The sequence below is a fragment of the Pseudomonas sp. LB3P93 genome, from assembly GCF_054898025.1.
On sequence record NZ_CM142713.1, the window covers coordinates 1,302,856 to 1,323,217 of the forward strand.

16 protein-coding genes are annotated in these 20,362 nt (G+C 59.2%); all 16 read left to right on the forward strand.

The features are described from left to right. The first annotated feature begins 5 nt into the window (after window positions 1–5). The 16 genes from uppS (at window position 6) to kdsA (ending at window position 20,227) form a co-directional block, all read left to right on the forward strand. Complete coding sequence (gene uppS, locus ACYZT8_RS05655; RefSeq protein ID WP_461979908.1) at window positions 6–761, forward strand: polyprenyl diphosphate synthase; 756 nt, start codon at window positions 6–8, stop codon at window positions 759–761. Beyond that, on the forward strand, window positions 761–1,567 hold the full coding sequence (locus ACYZT8_RS05660) for a phosphatidate cytidylyltransferase (RefSeq protein ID WP_461979910.1): 807 nt from the start codon (window positions 761–763) through the stop codon (window positions 1,565–1,567). The genes uppS and ACYZT8_RS05660 overlap by 1 nt, the downstream gene beginning before the upstream one ends. Beyond that, window positions 1,564–2,754 (forward strand): 1-deoxy-D-xylulose-5-phosphate reductoisomerase, encoded by a 1,191-nt coding sequence (gene ispC / locus ACYZT8_RS05665; protein WP_461979912.1) that lies wholly within the window; start codon window positions 1,564–1,566, stop codon window positions 2,752–2,754. The genes ACYZT8_RS05660 and ispC overlap by 4 nt, the downstream gene beginning before the upstream one ends. A gap of 53 nt (window positions 2,755–2,807) precedes the next feature. Then, window positions 2,808–4,160 (forward strand): sigma E protease regulator RseP, encoded by a 1,353-nt coding sequence (gene rseP / locus ACYZT8_RS05670; protein ID WP_461979914.1) that lies wholly within the window; start codon window positions 2,808–2,810, stop codon window positions 4,158–4,160. A 74-nt stretch (window positions 4,161–4,234) separates the two neighbouring features. Further along, window positions 4,235–6,625, forward strand: coding sequence for an outer membrane protein assembly factor BamA (gene bamA / locus ACYZT8_RS05675; RefSeq protein WP_461979916.1), 2,391 nt, complete (start codon window positions 4,235–4,237; stop codon window positions 6,623–6,625). Window positions 6,626–6,670: 45 nt separating this feature from the next. Next, the gene (locus tag ACYZT8_RS05680) at window positions 6,671–7,174 is read left to right on the forward strand and encodes an OmpH/Skp family outer membrane protein (protein WP_010462812.1); all 504 of its coding nucleotides are present in this window, start codon (window positions 6,671–6,673) and stop codon (window positions 7,172–7,174) included. 3 nt (window positions 7,175–7,177) lie between these two features. Further along, window positions 7,178–8,233 carry a UDP-3-O-(3-hydroxymyristoyl)glucosamine N-acyltransferase gene (gene lpxD / locus ACYZT8_RS05685; protein ID WP_109628213.1) on the forward strand — a complete coding sequence of 352 codons (1,056 nt, stop codon included), beginning with the start codon at window positions 7,178–7,180 and terminating at the stop codon, window positions 8,231–8,233. A gap of 108 nt (window positions 8,234–8,341) precedes the next feature. Beyond that, a complete protein-coding gene (gene fabZ / locus ACYZT8_RS05690; protein WP_008154051.1) occupies window positions 8,342–8,782 on the forward strand; it encodes a 3-hydroxyacyl-ACP dehydratase FabZ in 441 nt (146 codons plus the stop codon). Then, entirely contained in the window at window positions 8,779–9,555 is a 777-nt protein-coding gene (lpxA, locus tag ACYZT8_RS05695; protein WP_131059164.1) for an acyl-ACP--UDP-N-acetylglucosamine O-acyltransferase, read from the forward strand. Before fabZ ends, lpxA begins: the two co-directional genes overlap by 4 nt. Window positions 9,556–9,557: 2 nt before the next feature. Beyond that, window positions 9,558–10,688 carry a lipid-A-disaccharide synthase gene (gene lpxB / locus ACYZT8_RS05700; RefSeq protein ID WP_461979918.1) on the forward strand — a complete coding sequence of 377 codons (1,131 nt, stop codon included), beginning with the start codon at window positions 9,558–9,560 and terminating at the stop codon, window positions 10,686–10,688. Then, on the forward strand, window positions 10,685–11,323 hold the full coding sequence (gene rnhB, locus ACYZT8_RS05705; RefSeq protein WP_461979920.1) for a ribonuclease HII: 639 nt from the start codon (window positions 10,685–10,687) through the stop codon (window positions 11,321–11,323). The genes lpxB and rnhB overlap by 4 nt, the downstream gene beginning before the upstream one ends. A 76-nt stretch (window positions 11,324–11,399) precedes the next feature. Next, window positions 11,400–14,921, forward strand: coding sequence for a DNA polymerase III subunit alpha (dnaE, locus tag ACYZT8_RS05710; protein WP_461979922.1), 3,522 nt, complete (start codon window positions 11,400–11,402; stop codon window positions 14,919–14,921). A gap of 139 nt (window positions 14,922–15,060) precedes the next feature. Further along, window positions 15,061–16,008 carry an acetyl-CoA carboxylase carboxyltransferase subunit alpha gene (locus tag ACYZT8_RS05715; RefSeq protein ID WP_010462799.1) on the forward strand — a complete coding sequence of 316 codons (948 nt, stop codon included), beginning with the start codon at window positions 15,061–15,063 and terminating at the stop codon, window positions 16,006–16,008. 133 nt (window positions 16,009–16,141) lie between these two features. After that, a complete protein-coding gene (gene tilS / locus ACYZT8_RS05720; RefSeq protein ID WP_461979924.1) occupies window positions 16,142–17,470 on the forward strand; it encodes a tRNA lysidine(34) synthetase TilS in 1,329 nt (442 codons plus the stop codon). Window positions 17,471–17,744: 274 nt separating this feature from the next. Then, window positions 17,745–19,376 (forward strand): CTP synthase, encoded by a 1,632-nt coding sequence (locus ACYZT8_RS05725; RefSeq protein ID WP_131059170.1) that lies wholly within the window; start codon window positions 17,745–17,747, stop codon window positions 19,374–19,376. A 5-nt stretch (window positions 19,377–19,381) separates the two neighbouring features. Next, window positions 19,382–20,227 (forward strand): 3-deoxy-8-phosphooctulonate synthase, encoded by an 846-nt coding sequence (kdsA, locus tag ACYZT8_RS05730; RefSeq protein ID WP_461979927.1) that lies wholly within the window; start codon window positions 19,382–19,384, stop codon window positions 20,225–20,227. The last annotated feature ends 135 nt before the right edge of the window (window positions 20,228–20,362 follow it).

Here is a 20,362-nt window from a genome sequence, read left to right on the forward strand (position 1 = left end):
TTTTCATGGAAAAGACTAAGCAGACTGCGCCGTCCGCGGTGCCGCGCCATGTCGCGATCATCATGGATGGTAATAATCGCTGGGCGAAAAAACGCTTTATGCCGGGTGTCGCCGGGCATAAAGCGGGCGTGGATGCGGTTCGCGCAGTGATCGAGGTGTGCGCCGAGGCCGGGGTCGAGGTACTGACCCTGTTCGCCTTCTCCAGTGAGAACTGGCAGCGCCCGGCCGATGAAGTCAGTGCCTTGATGGATCTGTTCTTCAAGGCGTTGCGTCGCGAGGCCAAGCGCCTCAATGACAACAACATCAGTCTGCGCATCATTGGTGATCGCTCGCGCTTTCACCCAGAGCTTCAGGCTGCCATGCGTGAAGCCGAGGCGATGACCGCCGGTGCCAACCGCTTTGTCTTGCAGATCGCCGCCAACTACGGTGGTCAGTGGGACATCGCGCAAGCCGCGCAGCGTCTGGCGCGTGAGGTTCAGGCCGGGCATCTGCGTCCGGAGGACATCACGCCCGAGCTGTTGCAGACCTGTCTGGCCACCGGCGATCTGCCGTTGCCGGACTTGTGCATCCGCACGGGTGGCGAACACCGCATCAGCAACTTCCTGCTGTGGCAACTGGCTTATGCCGAGTTGTACTTCTCCGACCTGTTCTGGCCGGACTTCAAACACGACGCCATGCGTAACGCGCTGGCCGATTTCGCTTCTCGTCAGCGCCGCTTCGGTAAAACGAGCGAGCAGGTCGAGTCTGGAGCCCGGGTTTAATGCTTAAACAACGAATCATCACCGCGCTGATCCTGCTGCCGATCGCCTTGTGCGGGTTTTTCCTGCTCGAAGGCACAGGCTTTGCGCTGTTCATCGGGCTGGTCGTGACCCTCGGTGCGTGGGAGTGGGCTCGCCTGGCAGGCTTCAACGCCCAGCCGATTCGCGTGGCCTATGCGGTTGTGGTCGCATTGATGCTGTTTGTCATGCACATCCTGCCGGGGCTCGCGCCCTGGGTGTTGGGTGCTTCGGTGCTCTGGTGGGGCGTGGCGACGTATCTGGTGCTGACTTACCCGCGGTCCAGCGGACACTGGTCCAGCGCCGCCTGCAAACTGGTGATCGGTCTGCTGATCCTGTTGCCGGCCTGGCAAGGCCTGATTCAGATCAAGCAGTACCCGTTGGGTAACTGGTTGATCATGGCGGTGATGGTGCTGGTCTGGGGTGCCGATATCGGTGCGTACTTTTCCGGTCGGGCCTTTGGCAAGCGCAAGCTGGCGCCACAGGTCAGCCCCGGCAAGAGCTGGGAAGGCGTGTATGGCGGTCTGGCGCTGAGCCTGGTAATCACCGTCATTGTCGGCCTGGTTCGCGACTGGACGGTTGCCGAGCTTTTCAAAGGGTTGATCGGTGCGGCAATTATCGTATTCATCTCGGTTGTGGGCGACCTCACCGAAAGCATGTTCAAGCGTCAGTCGGGCATCAAGGACAGCAGTAATCTGCTGCCGGGGCATGGCGGTGTGCTGGATCGCATCGACAGCCTGACGGCCGCGATCCCTGTCTTTGCCGTGCTGTTGTGGATGGCTGCACCGTGAGCCGCCCACAACAGATTACCGTTCTGGGCGCGACCGGCTCGATCGGTCTGAGCACCCTCGACGTGATCGCTCGCCATCCCGAGCGCTATCAGGTATTCGCCTTGAGTGGTTTCACCCGCCTGAGTGAGCTGCTGGCCTTGTGCGTGCGTCATGTGCCGCGGTTTGCCGTCGTGCCGCAAGCGAGCGCTGCCCGAACCTTGCAGGACGACTTGCGCGCCGCAGGCCTGTCGACCCGCGTGTTGGTGGGGGAGGAGGGCCTGTGCCGGGTTGCTTCCGACCCAGAGGTCGATGCAGTCATGGCGGCCATCGTTGGCGCGGCGGGCTTGCGTCCGACCCTGGCGGCGGTCGAGGCGGGCAAGAAAATCCTGCTGGCCAACAAAGAAGCGCTGGTCATGTCGGGCGCCCTGTTCATGCAGGCCGTGCGCAAAAGCGGCTCGGTGCTGCTGCCGATCGACAGCGAGCACAACGCGATTTTTCAGTGCATGCCACAGGATTTCGCCCGTGGGCTTGGCGCAGTCGGTGTGCGTCGGATTCTGCTGACGGCCTCTGGTGGCCCGTTCCGACAGACACCGATGGCCGAGTTGGCGCATGTTTCCCCTGAGCAAGCGTGCGCTCATCCGAACTGGTCCATGGGTCGCAAGATTTCGGTCGACTCGGCCAGCATGATGAACAAAGGGCTCGAGTTGATTGAAGCCTGCTGGCTGTTCGACGCGAAGCCGTCCCAGGTCGAAGTGGTGATTCACCCGCAGAGCGTGATTCACTCTCTGGTCGACTATATCGATGGCTCGGTGCTGGCGCAGTTAGGCAATCCGGACATGCGCACGCCGATCGCCAACGCCCTGGCCTGGCCGGAACGTATCGATTCGGGCGTAGCCCCCCTGGATCTGTTTGCCATCGCCCGCCTGGACTTCCAGGCGCCCGATGAAGAGCGTTTCCCTTGCCTGCGCCTTGCGCGTCAGGCCGCGGAAGCGGGCAATAGCGCTCCGGCCATGCTCAATGCAGCGAATGAAGTGGCTGTCGCGGCGTTTCTCGACGGGCGGGTTCGCTACCCGGAAATCGCGAGTATCATCGAGGAAGTGTTAAACCTCGAACCGGTCGTTGCGGTGAATGATCTCGAGGCGGTGTTTACGGCCGACGAGAAAGCGCGAGTACTGGCCGGGCAGTGGTTGAGTCGTCACGGGCGGTGAGTGCTGCAATACGTTGGCCCATGCAGCACTGGATAGGATTGCGGAGAAAGTAGATGAGCGCGCTCTATATGATTGTCGGCACCCTGGTTGCACTGGGCGTGCTGGTCACCTTCCACGAATTCGGCCATTTCTGGGTCGCACGTCGCTGTGGGGTCAAAGTGCTGCGTTTCTCCGTAGGCTTCGGCATGCCACTGCTGCGTTGGCACGACAAGAAAGGCACTGAGTTCGTGGTGGCGGCCATTCCGTTGGGCGGCTACGTGAAGATGCTCGACGAGCGCGAAGGCGAAGTGCCAGCCGATCAGGTCGATCAATCCTTCAATCGCAAATCTGTCCGTCAGCGTATTGCCATCGTGGCCGCGGGACCAATCGCCAACTTTTTATTGGCAATGGTGTTTTTCTGGGTGTTGGCCATGCTCGGCAGCGAGCAGGTGCGGCCGGTTATCGGCGCGGTCGAATCCGGCAGCATCGCCGCCAAGGCCGGTCTGGGTGCCGGTCAGGAAATCATTGCGATCGATGGCGAGCCGACTTCCGGCTGGGCCGCGGTGAATCTGCAACTGGTCCGTCGTCTTGGCGAGAGCGGTTCGCTTCAATTGTTGGTGCGTGAGCAAGGTTCCACGGCGGATTCGCCGCGTGAGCTGATGCTGGATAAATGGCTCAAGGGTGCTGACGAGCCGGATCCGATTCGTTCGCTGGGTATTCGCCCTTGGCGCCCGGCATTGCCCCCTGTTTTGGCCGAAATTGATCCGAAAGGGCCAGCCCAGGCGGCGGGCCTGAAGACGGGTGACCGACTGTTGGCCCTCGATGGCAAGCTGGTTGATGACTGGCAGCAAGTGGTCGATACGGTCCGTATGCATCCGGATACCAAAATCATGCTGCGCGTTGAGCGTGATGGTGCTCCAATCGACGTCCCTGTGACCTTGGCCGCTCGTGGCGAGAAAAAGGCGCCTACCGGTTATATGGGCGCCGGGGTGAAGGCGGTCGATTGGCCGCCAGAGATGATTCGCGAAGTCAGTTATGGCCCGGTGGCCGCAATTGGCGAGGGTGCTCGACGCACCTGGACCATGAGCGTACTGACCCTCGATTCGCTCAAGAAAATGTTGTTCGGCGAGCTCTCGGTAAAAAACTTGAGTGGACCGATAACCATTGCTAAAGTGGCGGGCGCTTCTGCCCAGTCGGGTGTCGCTGATTTCCTGAATTTCCTTGCTTATCTGAGTATTAGCCTGGGAGTTCTGAATTTGCTGCCCATTCCTGTACTGGATGGGGGGCATTTGTTGTTTTATCTGATCGAGTGGGCGCGTGGTCGTCCCTTGTCAGATCGGGTGCAGGGTTGGGGGATACAGATCGGTATCAGTTTGGTGGTCGGGGTGATGTTGCTTGCTCTGGTCAATGATTTGGGCCGTCTGTAACACTTCGCTGAATTGCGAATCTGCCGCATTTTGCGGCAGTTTGTTTATTGCCAGTTGGAATAAGAAAGGACTTCATGAAACGTCTGCTGCTAACTGCGGTTCTCACCGTATTGATGATCGCCGAAGTTCACGCCGAGTCCTTCACTATCTCTGATATTCGCGTCAATGGCCTCCAGCGGGTCTCCGCGGGTAGCGTCTTTGGTGCTTTGCCGTTAAACGTCGGTGAACAGGCGGATGATCGTCGCCTGGTGGAATCCACTCGTGCGCTGTTCAAAACCGGGTTCTTTCAAGATATCCAGCTGGGCCGCGATGGCAACGTCCTGGTCATCACGGTAGTCGAGCGTCCGTCGGTCGCCAGTATCGAGATCGAAGGTAATAAGGCGATCTCTACTGAAGACCTGATGAAGGGCCTCAAACAATCCGGTCTGGCCGAAGGCGAAATCTTCCAGCGTGCCACCCTCGAAGGTGTTCGTAACGAACTGCAGCGCCAATATGTCGCTCAGGGTCGCTACTCGGCCACCGTCGACACCGAAGTGGTGCCGCAGCCGCGTAACCGCGTCGGCCTGAAGGTCAATATCAACGAAGGCACCGTTGCGGCTATCCAGCACATCAACGTGGTGGGTAACACGGTCTTCCCTGATGAAGACCTGATCGACCTGTTTGAATTGAAGACCACCAACTGGTTGTCGTTCTTCAAGAACGATGACAAGTACGCTCGTGAAAAACTGTCGGGTGACCTGGAGCGTCTGCGCTCCTACTACCTGGACCGTGGCTATATCAACATGGATATCGCTTCGACCCAGGTGTCCATTACGCCGGACAAGAAGCACGTCTATATCACCGTCAACGTCAACGAAGGCGAGAAGTACACCGTTCGTGACGTCAAGCTGAGCGGCGACCTGAAAGTCCCTGAAGAGCAGGTCAAGTCCCTGCTGCTGGTTCAGAAAGGCCAGGTGTTCTCGCGCAAGCTGATGACCACCACGTCCGAGCTGATCACCCGTCGCTTGGGCAACGAGGGCTACACCTTCGCCAACGTCAATGGTGTACCTCAGCCTAACGATGAAGACCACACGGTCGACATCACTTTCGCAGTCGATCCGGGCAAACGTGCTTACGTCAACCGCATCAACTTCCGTGGCAACACCAAGTCCGAAGACGAAGTGCTGCGTCGTGAAATGCGTCAGATGGAAGGCGGCTGGGCTTCGACCTACCTGATCGACCAATCCAAGACCCGTCTTGAGCGTCTGGGCTTCTTCAAGGAAGTCAACGTTGAAACACCAGCCGTACCGGGTGTTGACGACCAGGTTGACGTGAACTACAGCGTTGAAGAACAGGCTTCTGGTTCGATCACCGCCAGCGTCGGTTTCGCGCAGAGCGCCGGTCTGATCCTCGGTGGTTCGATCACTCAGAACAACTTCCTGGGTACCGGTAACAAGGTCAGCATCGGTTTGACCCGCAGTGAATACCAGAGCCGCTATAACTTCGGTTATGTCGACCCGTACTGGACTGCTGATGGTGTGAGCCTGGGTTACAACGCTTTCTATCGCACCACTGACTACAAAGACCTCGACGTCGACGTAGCAAGCTATGCCGTAGACAGCCTGGGTGCTGGCGTGAGCGTCGGTTACCCGATCAGCGAGACTTCGCGTCTGACCTTCGGCCTGACTGCGCAACAGGACAAGATCAAGACCGGTCAGTACACCGTTGACGAGATTTTCGACTTCGTTAACCGTGAAGGCGACAACTACCTGAACTTCAAGGCGTCTGCCGGCTGGTCCGAGTCGACTTTGAACAAAGGCGTATTGGCGACCCGTGGCCATTCCCAGAGCCTGACTCTGGAAACCACCACGCCGGGCAGCGACCTGTCGTTCTTCAAACTTGATTACCGTGGTCAGCTGTTCCAGCCAATCACTGAAAACTACACCGTTCGTCTTCACACCGAACTGGGTTATGGCGATGGCTACGGCTCCACCGATGGCTTGCCATTCTATGAAAACTACTATGCTGGTGGTTTCAACTCGGTTCGTGGCTTCAAGGACAGTACCCTTGGTCCGCGCAGTACACCTAGCCGTGGTCAGGCTGTAACGGGTAACACCGGTACGCTCGCCGACCCGGACCAGGATCCGCTGCCGTTCGGTGGTAACGTCCTGATCCAGGGTGGTGTCGAGTTGCTGTTCCCGCTGCCATTCGTCAAGGATCAGCGTTCCCTGCGTACTTCGGTATTCTGGGATGTGGGTAACGTATTCGATTCCAAGTGCGACAAAACGACGAACGCCAATGTCGGTTCGACTTCTCAGACAGAGTGCAACGACATCAGCCTGAGCAACGTCGCGAGTTCCGTCGGTGTAGGCGTGACCTGGGTCACCGCACTGGGTCCTCTGAGCTTCGCGTTGGCCATGCCGATCAAGAAACCGGATGACGCTGAGACTCAAGTGTTCCAATTCTCTCTCGGCCAGACGTTCTAAGCGTCTGCCCCACAATAACGACAATGGATTTTGTAGGAGTGCATCGTGCGTAAGTTGACTCAATTGGTTCTCCTGGCAACCGTTCTGGTAGCAGGTCCGGCTTTTGCCGACATGAAAATCGCCGTTCTGAACTATCAGATGGCCCTGCTGGAATCCGACGCAGCCAAGAAATACGCCGTGGATGCCGAGAAGAAGTTCGGCCCGCAACTGTCCAAGCTCAAGACTCTGGAAAGCAGCGCCAAAGGCATCCAGGACCGTCTGATGGCGGGCGGCGACAAAATGCAGCAAGGCGAGCGTGAACGTCTTGAGCTCGAGTTCAAGCAAAAGGCCCGTGACTTCCAGTTCCAGTCCAAGGAACTGAACGAAGCCAAAGCCGTTGCTGACCGTGAAATGCTGAAGCAGCTCAAGCCGAAACTGGACAGCGCTGTGGAAGAAGTCATCAAGAAAGGTGCTTTTGACCTGGTCTTCGAGCGTGGCGCAGTGATTGATGTCAAACCTCAGTACGACATCACTCGCCAGGTTATCGAGCGCATGAATCAGCTGAAGTAATCCATGACAGCGACTATAAAGCTCGGCCAATTGGCCGAGTTCCTGGGCGCCACGCTACGTGGCGACCCGGAGAAAGAAATTACTGGGCTAGCCACTTTGCAAGAGGCTGGCCCAGCTCAGTTGAGCTTTCTCGCAAACCCCCAATACCGTAAATACCTTGTGGACTGCCGGGCCGCAGCCCTGTTGCTGAAGGCCGCTGACGCTGAAGGTTTTGCCGGCGATGCATTGGTGGTGCCTGATCCGTATCTGGCCTACGCGCGTATTTCCCATCTGTTCGATCCCAAGCCCAAGGCGCCTGCCGGTATTCACCCGACAGCGGTAGTGGCCGTGGACGCAGTGGTTGATCCGGCGGCGAGCATCGGTGCCTTTGCGGTGATCGAAAGCGGCGCGCGTATTGCTGCAGGTGTGACCGTGGGTGCGCATTGCTTCATCGGTGCCCGTTGCGAAATCGGCGAGGGCGGCTGGCTGGCCCCGCGGGTCACGCTGTACCACGACGTGCGCATCGGCAAGCGGGTCGTGATCCAGTCCGGTGCCGTGCTCGGTGGCGAAGGCTTCGGTTTCGCCAATGAGAAAGGTGTCTGGCAGAAAATCGCCCAGATCGGTGGTGTATTGGTTGGTGATGATGTGGAGATTGGCGTAAATACCGCTATCGACCGCGGCGCGCTGGCCGATACCGTTCTTGGTAATGGTGTGAAGCTCGACAACCAGATTCAGATTGCCCACAACGTGCAGGTCGGTGATCACACCGCCATGGCCGCGTGTGTGGGGATCTCCGGCAGCACCAAAATCGGCAAGCATTGCATGCTCGCCGGTGGCGTAGGGCTGGTGGGGCATATCGAAATTTGCGACAACGTTTTTATCACCGGGATGACCATGGTGACCCACTCGATTACCGAAAAGGGTTCCTATTCTTCCGGTACGGCGATGCAACCAGCGGCCGAATGGCGCAAAAGCGCGGCCCGTATCCGTCAGCTCGATGACATCGCGCGACGTTTGCGACAGCTGGAAAAGCGTGTAGGGGACGTGACCCCTGACGGTAATGCTTCATCAGATGGCTGATACCATTTCCATATCAAGTGTGCACAGCCGCTAGACTGCCTCCTTGATTTGCTAGAGGGGTGCGCGTCAGTCGCGCGCTCCCAATCTTTACATAGGCTTCCCCCCGAAATGATGGACATCAACGAGATTCGCGAATACCTGCCTCACCGTTACCCGTTCCTGCTGGTGGATCGGGTCGTGGATCTGGATGTGGAAGGCAAGCGCATTCGCGCCTACAAGAATGTCAGCATCAACGAACCGTTCTTCAATGGTCACTTCCCTGCGCATCCAATCATGCCGGGCGTACTGATCATCGAAGCGATGGCTCAGGCTGCCGGTATCCTTGGCTTCAAAATGCTCGACGTGAAGCCCGCCGACGGCACGCTTTACTACTTCGTAGGCTCCGACAAGCTGCGTTTTCGCCAGCCCGTCACCCCAGGCGATCAGTTGATCCTCGAAGCCCGCTTCATCAGCTGCAAGCGCCAGATCTGGAAGTTCGAGTGCCAGGCTTCGGTCGATGGCAAACCAGTCTGCTCCGCTGAAATCATCTGCGCGGAACGCAAACTATGAGTTTGATTGACCCTCGCGCAATCATCGATCCGACGGCCGTTCTGGCCGAAGGTGTCGAGGTCGGCCCATGGTCGATCGTCGGCGCAGGTGTGGAAATCGGCGAGGGGACAGTGATCGGGCCGCATGTGATTCTCAAGGGCCCGACCCGAATCGGTAAGCATAACCGCATCTACCAGTTTTCTTCGGTAGGTGAGGACACGCCCGATCTGAAATACAAAGGTGAAGAAACCCGCCTGGTCATCGGTGACCACAACGTCATCCGTGAAGGCGTGACGATTCACCGCGGGACCGTTCAGGACCGTTCGGAAACGACCCTGGGCGATCACAACCTGATCATGGCCTATGCCCACATCGGCCACGACAGCGTGATCGGCAACCACTGCATCTTGGTCAACAACACCGCGTTGGCGGGTCATGTGCACGTGGAAGACTGGGCGATCCTGTCCGGTTTTACCCTGGTCCATCAGTATTGCCACATCGGCGCCCACAGCTTTTCCGGCATGGGTACCGCCATTGGCAAGGACGTTCCAGCGTACGTCACGGTGTTCGGCAACCCCGCCGAAGCCCGCAGCATGAACTTCGAAGGCATGCGCCGTCGTGGTTTCAGCGAAGACGCGATCCACGCCCTGCGTCGTGCCTATAAGGTGGTTTACCGCCAGGGCCTGACGGTTGAGCAGGCACTCGCCGAGTTGGCCGAACCGTCGGACCAGTTCCCGGAAGTCGCGGTGTTCCGTGATTCCATCCAGTCTTCGACCCGCGGCATCACACGTTAATCATGGCTAATCTGCGTATTGCGCTGGTGGCGGGTGAGGCTTCCGGTGACATTCTGGGCGCGGGTCTCATGCGCGCACTGAAGGCTCAGCATCCGGCAGTGGAGTTCATTGGTGTCGGTGGTCCGCTGATGCAGGCCGAAGGCCTGACTTCGTATTTCCCGATGGAACGTCTTTCGGTCATGGGCCTGGTGGAAGTGCTGGGTCGATTGCGCGAGCTGATGGCGCGTCGCAAAAAGCTGATCGCCGACCTGATCGCCGAAAAGCCGGACGCGTTTATCGGCATCGATGCCCCGGACTTCAACCTCAATATCGAACTCAAGCTGCGTCAGGCCGGGATCAAGACTGTGCATTACGTCAGCCCGTCGGTGTGGGCGTGGCGGCAAAAGCGGGTGCTGAAGATTCGCGAAGGCTGCGACCTGATGCTGACGCTGTTTCCGTTCGAAGCGAAGTTTTACGAAGAGAAGGGCGTACCGGTGCGATTTGTCGGGCACACCCTGGCCGATGCGATACCCCTTGAAGCTGATCGTCTCGCCGCACGCGCCGAACTCGGTTTGCCTGATGGGCCATTGGTCGCGCTGATGCCGGGCAGTCGCGGTGGCGAAGTCGGGCGCCTGGGCGCGTTGTTCCTTGATACCGCCGAGCGTTTGCGCGCCATGCGCCCAGGCGTGCGGTTCATTATTCCGTGCGCCAGCCCTCAGCGCCGCGCGCAGCTTGAAGAGTTGCTCGCCGGTCGCGATCTGCCGCTGACCCTGCTTGACGGCAAATCCCATCTGGCGCTCGCCGCCTGCGACGCGGTGTTGATTGCTTCCGGAACGGCTACCCTTGAAGCGTTGTTGTACAAGCGGCCGATGGTCGTCGCTTATCGCCTGGCGCCACTGACGTTCTGGATTCTCAAGCGCATGGTCAAGAGCCCTTACGTGTCGTTGCCGAACCTGTTGGCCCAGCGCCTGTTGGTGCCCGAGTTGCTGCAGGATGATGCGACGGTTGAAGCGCTGGCCCAGACGTTGTCGCCGCTGATCGAAGGTGGCGAAGAACAGACCCGCGGCTTCGATGAAATCCACCGTACCTTGCGTTTGGACGCCTCCAATCAGGCAGCGGACGCGGTACTGAATCTGATCGGCAAAACACAATGACAAAAGCACAACAGATGGGCCTCGATTTCACCCTGGTCGCTGAAGTCGAAGACCTGGTTGCCGGCGTTGATGAAGTCGGCCGCGGCCCGCTCTGCGGTGCCGTGGTTACAGCCGCTGTGATCCTCGATCCGAATCGGCCGATCCTTGGTCTCAATGATTCGAAGAAGCTCACCGAAGCCCGCCGCGAAAAGCTCTACGACGAAATCTGCGAAAAAGCCCTGAGCTGGTGCATCGCCAGGGCCGAAGTTGAAGAAATCGATGAGCTGAACATCCTGCATGCCACCATGCTGGCCATGCAGCGCGCGATCGAAGGCCTGCACATCCAGCCGAAACTGGCGATGATCGACGGCAACCGTTGCCCGAAACTGACCATGCGCGCCGAAGCGGTGGTGCAGGGCGACGGCAAGGTGCCGGCCATCGCGGCGGCATCGATCCTGGCCAAAGTCAGCCGTGACCGTGAAATGGCTGCTTTCGAATTGATTTACCCGGGTTACGGGATCGGCGGCCACAAAGGCTACCCGACGCCCGTTCATCTGGAAGCCTTGGCACGCCTGGGCCCGACCCCAATTCACCGTCGCTCGTTCGCCCCGGTACGCCTGGCTTATGAGGCGCGGGAAAACCTGATCGAGAGTTAGTTGCAAGGCTGATGTTTTTGCCAAGGCCCGGTACAATCCGGGCCTTGTTGTCTTCACGTTTCTAGACAGGATCACTATGCCGGCTTCATTCGTTCATCTACGCCTGCACACTGAATATTCCCTGGTCGACGGTCTGGTGCGGATCAAACCGCTGGTCAAGACCCTGGTCGGCATGAACATGCCTGCCGTAGCGGTCACCGACCAGAACAACATGTGTTCCCTGGTCAAATTCTATAAAGCAGCCATGGGCGCAGGCATCAAGCCGATCTGCGGCGCCGACTTGTGGCTGTCGAACAAGGATCCGGACAACGCCTTGAGCCGGATCAGCCTGCTGGCGATGAACGCCGTGGGCTATCGCAACCTTACCGAACTGATTTCCCGCGGCTTCATCGACGGCCAGCGCAATGGCTCGATCATCATCGAGCGCGAGTGGGTGGCCGAAGCCAGCGAAGGCTTGATCATGCTGTCGGCGGCCAAAGAGGGCGAGATCGGCCTGGCTATGCTCAGCGGCAATCCGGCTGAAGCGGAAAACCTCGCACGCGAATGGATGGCCGTGTTCCCGGATCGTTTCTATCTGGAGATCCAGCGCACCAACCGTCCCAACGACGAAGAGCAGTTGCACGGCGCCGTGGCCTTGGCCGAAAAGATCGGTGCGCCGCTGGTCGCCACCAACGACGTGCGCTTCATCAAGCAGGAAGACTTCGCCGCTCACGAAACCCGCGTCTGCATCGGTGAGGGCCGCGCCCTTGACGATCCGCGGCGTTCGAAGAATTACAGCGATCAGCAATACCTCAAAAGCGCCGAGGAAATGGCCGAGCTGTTCAGCGACATTCCCGAGGCGCTGGCCAACACCGTCGAGATCGCCAAGCGCTGCAACATCGAAGTGAAGCTGGGCACTCACTTCCTGCCCAACTTCCCGATCCCTGATGGCATGACCATCGACGAGTATTTCCGCAAGGTCTCGTTCGACGGTCTGGAAGATCGCCTCAGCGTACTGCTGCCCAGGGACACCACCGAAGACTACGAAACCAAGCGTCAGGTCTATGTCGACCGGTTGAATTTCGAGCTGGATATCATCATCCAGATGGGGTTCCCGGGTTACTTCCTGATCGTTATGGACTTTATTCAGTGGGCCAAGAGCAACGGCGTGCCGGTGGGCCCTGGCCGGGGGTCGGGTGCCGGGTCGCTGGTGGCCTATGTGCAGAAGATTACCGACCTCGATCCGCTGGAATATGACCTGCTGTTCGAACGTTTCCTTAACCCGGAACGGGTCTCCATGCCCGACTTCGACGTCGACTTCTGCATGGACGGTCGTGACCGCGTGATCGACTACGTGGCCGAGAAATACGGCCGCAACGCGGTGAGCCAGATCATCACCTTCGGTTCCATGGCCGCCAAGGCTGTGGTCCGCGACGTGGCGCGGGTGCAGGGCAAGTCCTACGGTCTGGCGGATCGTCTGTCGAAGATGATTCCGTTCGAAGTCGGCATGACCCTGGAAAAAGCCTACGAGCAGGAAGAGATCCTGCGCGACTTCATCAAGGTCGATGAAGAGGCGGCGGAAATCTGGGAAATGGCGCGCAAGCTCGAAGGCGTTGTGCGTAACGTGGGCAAGCACGCCGGTGGCGTGGTTATCGCCCCGACCAAGCTGACGGACTTTTCGCCGATCTATTGCGATGAGGCCGGCGACGGTCTGGTGACCCAGTTCGACAAAGACGACGTTGAAGCCGCCGGCCTGGTGAAGTTCGACTTCCTCGGTCTGCGGACCCTGACGGTTATCGACTGGGCACTGAAAACCATCAATCGCGACCGCGCCAAGGTCGATGAGCCCCCGCTGGACATCGCGTTCATCCCGCTGGATGACAAACCGACGTACCAACTGCTGCAAAAAGCTGAAACCACCGCGGTGTTCCAGCTCGAGTCCCGCGGCATGAAAGAGCTGATCAAAAAGCTCAAGCCCGACTGCCTGGAAGACTTGATCGCACTGGTGGCCTTGTTCCGTCCGGGCCCGCTGCAATCGGGCATGGTGGACGACTTCATCAACCGTAAGCACGGCCGCGCCGAACTGGCGTATCCGCACTCGGACTACCAGTACGAAGGCCTCAAGCCCGTATTGGCACCGACTTACGGCATCATCCTGTATCAAGAACAGGTGATGCAGATTGCCCAGGTCATGGCCGGTTACACCCTCGGCGGTGCGGACATGCTGCGTCGGGCCATGGGTAAGAAAAAGCCCGAAGAAATGGCCAAGCAGCGCGGCGGTTTCATCGAAGGTTGCACCGCTAACAATATCGACGCGGACCTGGCCGGTAACATTTTCGATCTGGTAGAAAAATTCGCCGGTTACGGCTTCAACAAATCCCACTCCGCCGCTTACGGCCTGGTGTCGTACCAGACCGCGTGGCTGAAAACGCACTACCCGGCGCCGTTCATGGCCGCGGTGCTGTCGGCGGATATGCACAACACCGACAAGGTCGTGACCTTGATCGAAGAAATTCGCACCATGAAGCTGCGTCTCGACGCGCCGGATGTGAATACTTCAGAGTTCAAGTTCACGGTGAACGACGAAGGCCGGATTATTTACGGCCTCGGCGCGATCAAGGGTGTGGGCGAAGGTCCGGTGGAAGCGATCACCGAGGCGCGCCAGGACGGTCCGTTCAAGGATCTGTTCGACTTCTGCGCCCGGGTCGACCTCAAGCGGATCAACAAGCGCACGCTGGACGGTTTGATCCGCAGCGGCGCGCTGGATCGTCTGGGGCCTTATTTCCATGACGAGCCGAAAGCCTATCAAGCGAGCATCGACCAGAACCGCGCCGTGTTGCTGAATGCGATGGAAGGGGCGATCAAGGCCGCCGAACAAACCGCACGCACCCACGACAGTGGCCACGCCGACTTGTTTGGCGGGCTGTTCGTCGAGGCAGACGCCGATGTCTACGCCAATCACCGTAAGGCGAAAGAGCTGACCTTGAAGGAACGCCTGAAAGGGGAGAAAGACACCCTGGGCCTGTACCTGACCGGTCACCCGATTGACGAATACGAAGGCGAGATCCGCCGTTTTGCCCGTCAGCGCATCATCGACCTGAAACCGGCTCGCGATACCCAAACCGTCGCAGGCATGATCATCGCCCTGCGGGTGATGAAGAACAAAAAGGGCGACAAGATGGGTTTCATCACCCTCGATGACCGCTCTGGCCGGATCGAAGCTTCGCTGTTTGCCGAGGCGTTCCATTCGGCGCAATCGCTGTTGCAGACCGACGCGATGGTGGTGGTCGAAGGCGAAGTCAGCAACGACGACTTCTCCGGCGGCCTGCGGCTGCGGGTCAAGCGGGTGATGAGCATGGAAGATGCGCGCACCAACCTCGCCGAAAGCTTGCGCTTGAAGCTGCAGACCAAGGATTTGAAGGGCGATCAGCTACGCTGGCTGGGTGAGTTGTTCAAGCGTCACCGCGGCGCGTGCCCGATTACCATGGAATACACGAGCCCCGATGCGAAGGCCTTGCTGCAGTTTGGCGAGACCTGGCGAATCGACCCGGCGGATGCGTTGATTCAAGCCTTGCGTGACCAGTTCGGGCGAGACAACGTCTTCCTCCAATACCGTTGACGGTCAGGTTCCGCAGAAGGCCCTGATCTCGACCTGAATTTTTAATCTCGACCTGAACGCGCCTGTCCCTTAAGGTAGGGCGCGAATAGACAACCGGCCGGCCCAAGCTCTCTTGGACGTCGACCCAAGACGGACGCCTATGAACCCGAATTTTCTAGATTTCGAACAGCCGATCGCCGACCTGCAAGCCAAGATCGAAGAGTTGCGCTTGGTCGGTAACGACAATTCGCTGAATATCGGCGATGAGATCTCCCGCCTGCAGGACAAAAGCAGCACGCTGACCGAAGACATCTTCGGCAAGCTGACCAGCTGGCAGATCGCACGTCTCGCGCGTCACCCGAAACGTCCGTACACCCTGGACTACATCGAACACATCTTTACCGAGTTCGACGAACTGCACGGCGACCGTCACTTCTCCGACGACGCTGCGATCGTTGGCGGCATTGCCCGTCTGGACGATCAGCCGGTGATGATCATCGGTCACCAGAAAGGCCGTGAAGTGCGCGAGAAAGTTCGCCGCAACTTCGGCATGCCGCGTCCGGAAGGCTACCGCAAGGCTTGCCGCCTGATGGAAATGGCCGAACGTTTCAAAATGCCGATCCTGACCTTCATCGACACCCCGGGCGCCTACCCCGGCATCGACGCTGAAGAGCGCAACCAGAGCGAAGCGATTGCCTGGAACCTGCGCGTCATGGCTCGCCTGAAAACCCCAATCATCGCCACCGTGATCGGTGAAGGTGGTTCGGGTGGCGCTCTGGCGATCGGCGTTTGCGATCAGCTGAACATGCTGCAGTACTCGACCTACGCGGTGATCTCGCCGGAAGGTTGCGCTTCGATTCTGTGGAAAACCGCCGAGAAAGCGCCGGACGCTGCTGAAGCCATGGGCATCACCGCTGAGCGCCTGAAAGGCCTGGGCATCGTCGACAAGGTGATCGGCGAGCCATTGGGTGGCGCTCACCGCGATCCTGCGGCTGCGGCGGCATCGATCCGTGCCGAGCTGAGCTCGCAACTGGCGATGCTGAAGAAGTTCGATAACGAAGCGCTGCTGGCCCGTCGTTACGAGCGTCTGATGAGCTACGGTCTCTAAGCCGAGCGCGCAATACCCATGTGGGAGCGAGCTTGCTCGCGATTGCGGTTTAACATTCAACGAATCAGTTGGCCGTTAAACCGCAATCGCGAGCAGGCTCGCTCCCACATTTGATTTGTGCACAGGGATAGATATGGATCAGCCCTCAAATGATTTGCCTTCCCGGCTTCTGCTGAATCTAACCCCTTGGCGGACCGCCAAAACCTGGCGCATCGCCTTCTCCGGCGGGCTCGACTCCACCGTTCTGCTGTACCTCCTCGCCCATCTCGCAAAAAACCAATCCCTGCCCGAACTTCAAGCCATTCATATCCACCACGGCCTTCAGGCAGCGGCTGATGCGTGGCCGCAACAGTGCCAGTCGGTCTGTGACGCGCTGGGTGTGCCGCTACAGGTGGTTCACGTTCAGGTTCAGCCCGGCGCCAGTCTTGAGCGTGCGGCCCGGGATGCGCGCTATGGCGCGTTCATTGAAGCCACTCAAGCGAATGAACTGCTGCTGACCGCACAGCACCGCGACGATCAGGCGGAAACCCTGTTGTTTCGGCTATTGCGCGGAGCAGGGGTGAGGGGCTTGTCGGGCATGCCTCGCGAGCGCGTCCTGGGTCGCGGGCATCTTCTGCGCCCGTTGCTCGACGTCACGCGCACCGAGCTTGAGGCCTACGCGGCCGAGCATCAGTTGAGCTGGATCGAGGACCCTTCGAACCAGGACCGACAGTTCTCGCGCAATTACCTGCGGCATCAGGTGTTCCCGGTGTTGACCGAGCGCTGGCCGCAAGCGACGGCGACCATGGCCCGCAGCGCCGCGCATCTGAACGAAGCGCAGGGGTTGCTCGATGACCTGGCGCAAATCGATCTGGCCAGTGCCCGTACCGTCAGTGATTTCGATTGGCTGGGGTTGCCGTCCCTGGAGCTGGCGCCGCTGGCAAAACTCTCTGCCGCACGACAACGCAACGCCTTGAGTCACTGGCTCACAGCGCTGACGCAACTGCCGGATAGCGACCATTGGTCGGGTTGGGGCGATTTGCGCGATGCCACTGGCGATGCCCGTCCGGTCTGGCGATTGGCAGAGGGTGAATTGCATCGGGCGGGTGGGCGTATCTGGTGGCTTTCCGGCTGTTGGCTGCGTATTCCGCCATACGCCGGCGTCTGGGCTGATCCCTCGAAACCGCTGGCATTACCGAAAAATGGCGTCCTCACCTGCACTGGCCAAATCCCCGATGGTCCGCTGCATATCCGCTATCGTGAGGGAGGAGAGGTCATGAATCTGCCCGAACGTGGCCATCGGGATCTCAAGCGTTTACTCAATGAACGCGGGGTTCCGGGGTTCGTCCGTGGCAGATTGCCGCTGGTCTATCGCGGCGAACAATTGCTGGCGGTGGCCAGCGTGCGGGGCTTGAGTGGCAGTGAACAGGGCGGCTGGCATTTGCATTGGCAGCCACTTGGCGAAGATCAAGGTTTGAGCTGAAAGGGGCTTTCCGGTAGACTACGCTCCCTTCTTGATACAACTTCTGTGGATTCGCCTGAATTGCAGGAGTTGCCGATTACCAAGCAGTCTTTGCTGGGCGATTCCAAAAAATGTGTAGCGAGCAACGTACCGGTGTTTCATCTGCCGGTCTGTCCCAACGCGGCGGTTTTTTTGAAAGGTGCACTGTGATTAATGCAGGTGATCGGGGGCTTCGGCCTTCCTTCGCTTTCCCCGGCGGCTCGGACCGCTTTAACGCAGACTTCTAGGGTTTTTCATGACGCGCTACATATTCGTCACGGGCGGTGTTGTTTCTTCATTGGGGAAAGGCATTGCCTCGGCTTCATTGGCGGCCATCCTGGAGGCGCGGGGACTTAAGGTCACCATGCTGAAGCTGGACCCGTACATCAACGTTGACCCGGGCACCATGAGCCCGTTCCAGCACGGTGAAGTGTTCGTCACCCACGACGGCGCCGAGACCGACCTGGACCTGGGCCACTACGAGCGGTTCATCCGCACGACCATGACCCAGAACAACAACTTCACCACCGGCCGTGTCTACGAACACGTCCTGCGCAAAGAGCGCCGTGGTGACTACCTGGGTGCAACCATCCAGGTGATCCCGCACATCACTGACGAAATCAAGCGCCGCATCATCAAGGGCGCGGGCGATGCCGACGTGGCCATGGTCGAGATCGGTGGCACCGTGGGTGACATCGAGTCGCAACCGTTCCTCGAAGCCATCCGTCAATTGCGTTTCGAAGTCGGCGCCAAGCGCGCGATGCTGATGCACCTGACGCTGGTGCCGTACATCGCCACCGCCGGCGAAACCAAAACCAAGCCGACCCAGCACTCGGTCAAGGAACTGCGTTCCATTGGCCTGCAGCCGGACGTGCTGGTGTGCCGTTCCGATCACCCGATCGACATCTCGTCGCGTCGCAAGATCGCGCAGTTCACCAACGTTGAAGAACGTGCGGTGATCGCGCTGGAAGACGCCGACACCATCTACAAGATCCCGGGCATCCTGCATTCCCAGGGCCTGGATGATTTCGTTGTCGAGCGTTTCGGCCTGCAATGCGGCAGCGCCGATCTTTCCGAGTGGGAAGCCGTGGTTGACGCCAAGCTGAACCCGGAGCACGAAGTCACCATCGCGATGGTCGGCAAGTACATGGAACTGCTGGACGCCTACAAGTCGCTGATCGAAGCGATGAGTCACGCCGGCATCAGCAACCGCACCAAGGTCAACCTGCGCTACATCGATTCCGAAGACATCGAAAACCAGGGCACCGCGCTGCTGGAAGGTGTCGACGCGATCCTCGTACCGGGCGGCTTCGGTCTGCGTGGCGTGGAAGGCAAGATCACCGCCGTTCAGTACGCTCGCGAAAACAAGGTTCCGTACCTCGGCATCTGCCTGGGCATGCAAGTGGCCGTGATCGAGTTCGCTCGTAACGTGCTGGGCTGGAAAGACGCCAACTCCACCGAGTTCGATCGTGCAAGCGGTCACCCGGTCGTGGGTCTGATCACCGAGTGGGAAGATGCCACCGGCGCCGTCGAAACCCGTACCGAAACGTCTGACCTGGGCGGCACCATGCGCCTCGGCGCTCAGGATTGCCTGCTTGAGCCGGGTTCCCTGGTGCACGATTGCTACGCCAAGGATGTGATTGTCGAGCGTCACCGTCATCGCTACGAAGTGAACAACAACCTGCTGCCGCAAATCATGGAAGCCGGCCTGAAAATCTCCGGTCGTTCCGGTGATGGCGCGCTGGTCGAAGTGGTTGAAGCCCCGGATCATCCATGGTTCGTCGCTTGCCAGTTCCACCCTGAGTTCACCTCGACACCACGCGACGGTCACCCGTTGTTCAGCGGTTTCGTTAAAGCAGCTTTGGTCCAACACCAGAAGAAGGCGTAAATCCGATGGCGCAGAAGATCATCCGTGTAGGCGATATCGAGATTGCCAACGACAAGCCTATGGTGCTTTTCGGTGGCATGAACGTGCTGGAAAGCCGCGACATGGCGATGCAGGTCTGCGAAGAATACGTAAAGGTCACCGAGAAACTCGGTATCCCTTACGTGTTCAAGGCCAGCTTCGACAAGGCCAACCGTTCCTCCGTGACCTCTTACCGTGGTCCCGGCCTGGAAGAGGGCATGCGGATTTTCCAGGACATCAAGCAAGCCTTCGGCGTGCCGATCATCACCGACGTCCACGAGCCTGATCAGGCCGCGGTCGTCGCTGAAGTCTGCGACATCATCCAGCTGCCGGCCTTCCTGTCGCGCCAGACCGACCTCGTGGTCGCGATGGCCAAGACCGGCGCGGTGATCAACATCAAGAAAGCCCAGTTCCTCGCCCCGCATGAGATGAAGCACATCTTGAGCAAGTGCGTGGAAGCGGGTAACGATCAGTTGATCCTCTGCGAACGCGGTTCGAGCTTTGGCTACAACAACCTGGTCGTCGACATGCTCGGCTTCGGCATCATGAAGCAGTTCGAATACCCGGTGTTCTTCGACGTGACCCACGCGCTGCAAATGCCCGGCGGTCGCTCCGATTCCGCCGGCGGTCGTCGGGCCCAGGTCGCTGACCTGGCCAAGGCGGGCATGAGCCAATCGCTGGCCGGTCTGTTCCTCGAAGCCCACCCGGACCCGGACAACGCCAAATGCGACGGCCCTTGCGCCTTGCGTCTGGACAAACTGGAGCCATTTCTGGCCCAGCTCAAAGCTCTGGACGAACTGGTGAAGAGTTTTCCGACGGTAGAAACCGCGTAAACCTCATTTCTCCGGTAAAGTACCGCACGATTTGTTGCTCAGGCCCTCGGGCCTGAGCCTTATCGTCCGCAAGTCTGCCCGCTGCGCCCCACTTGCCGACGGTAAAAGATTTCCTCTAGCTGCGTCGTTTTCGTC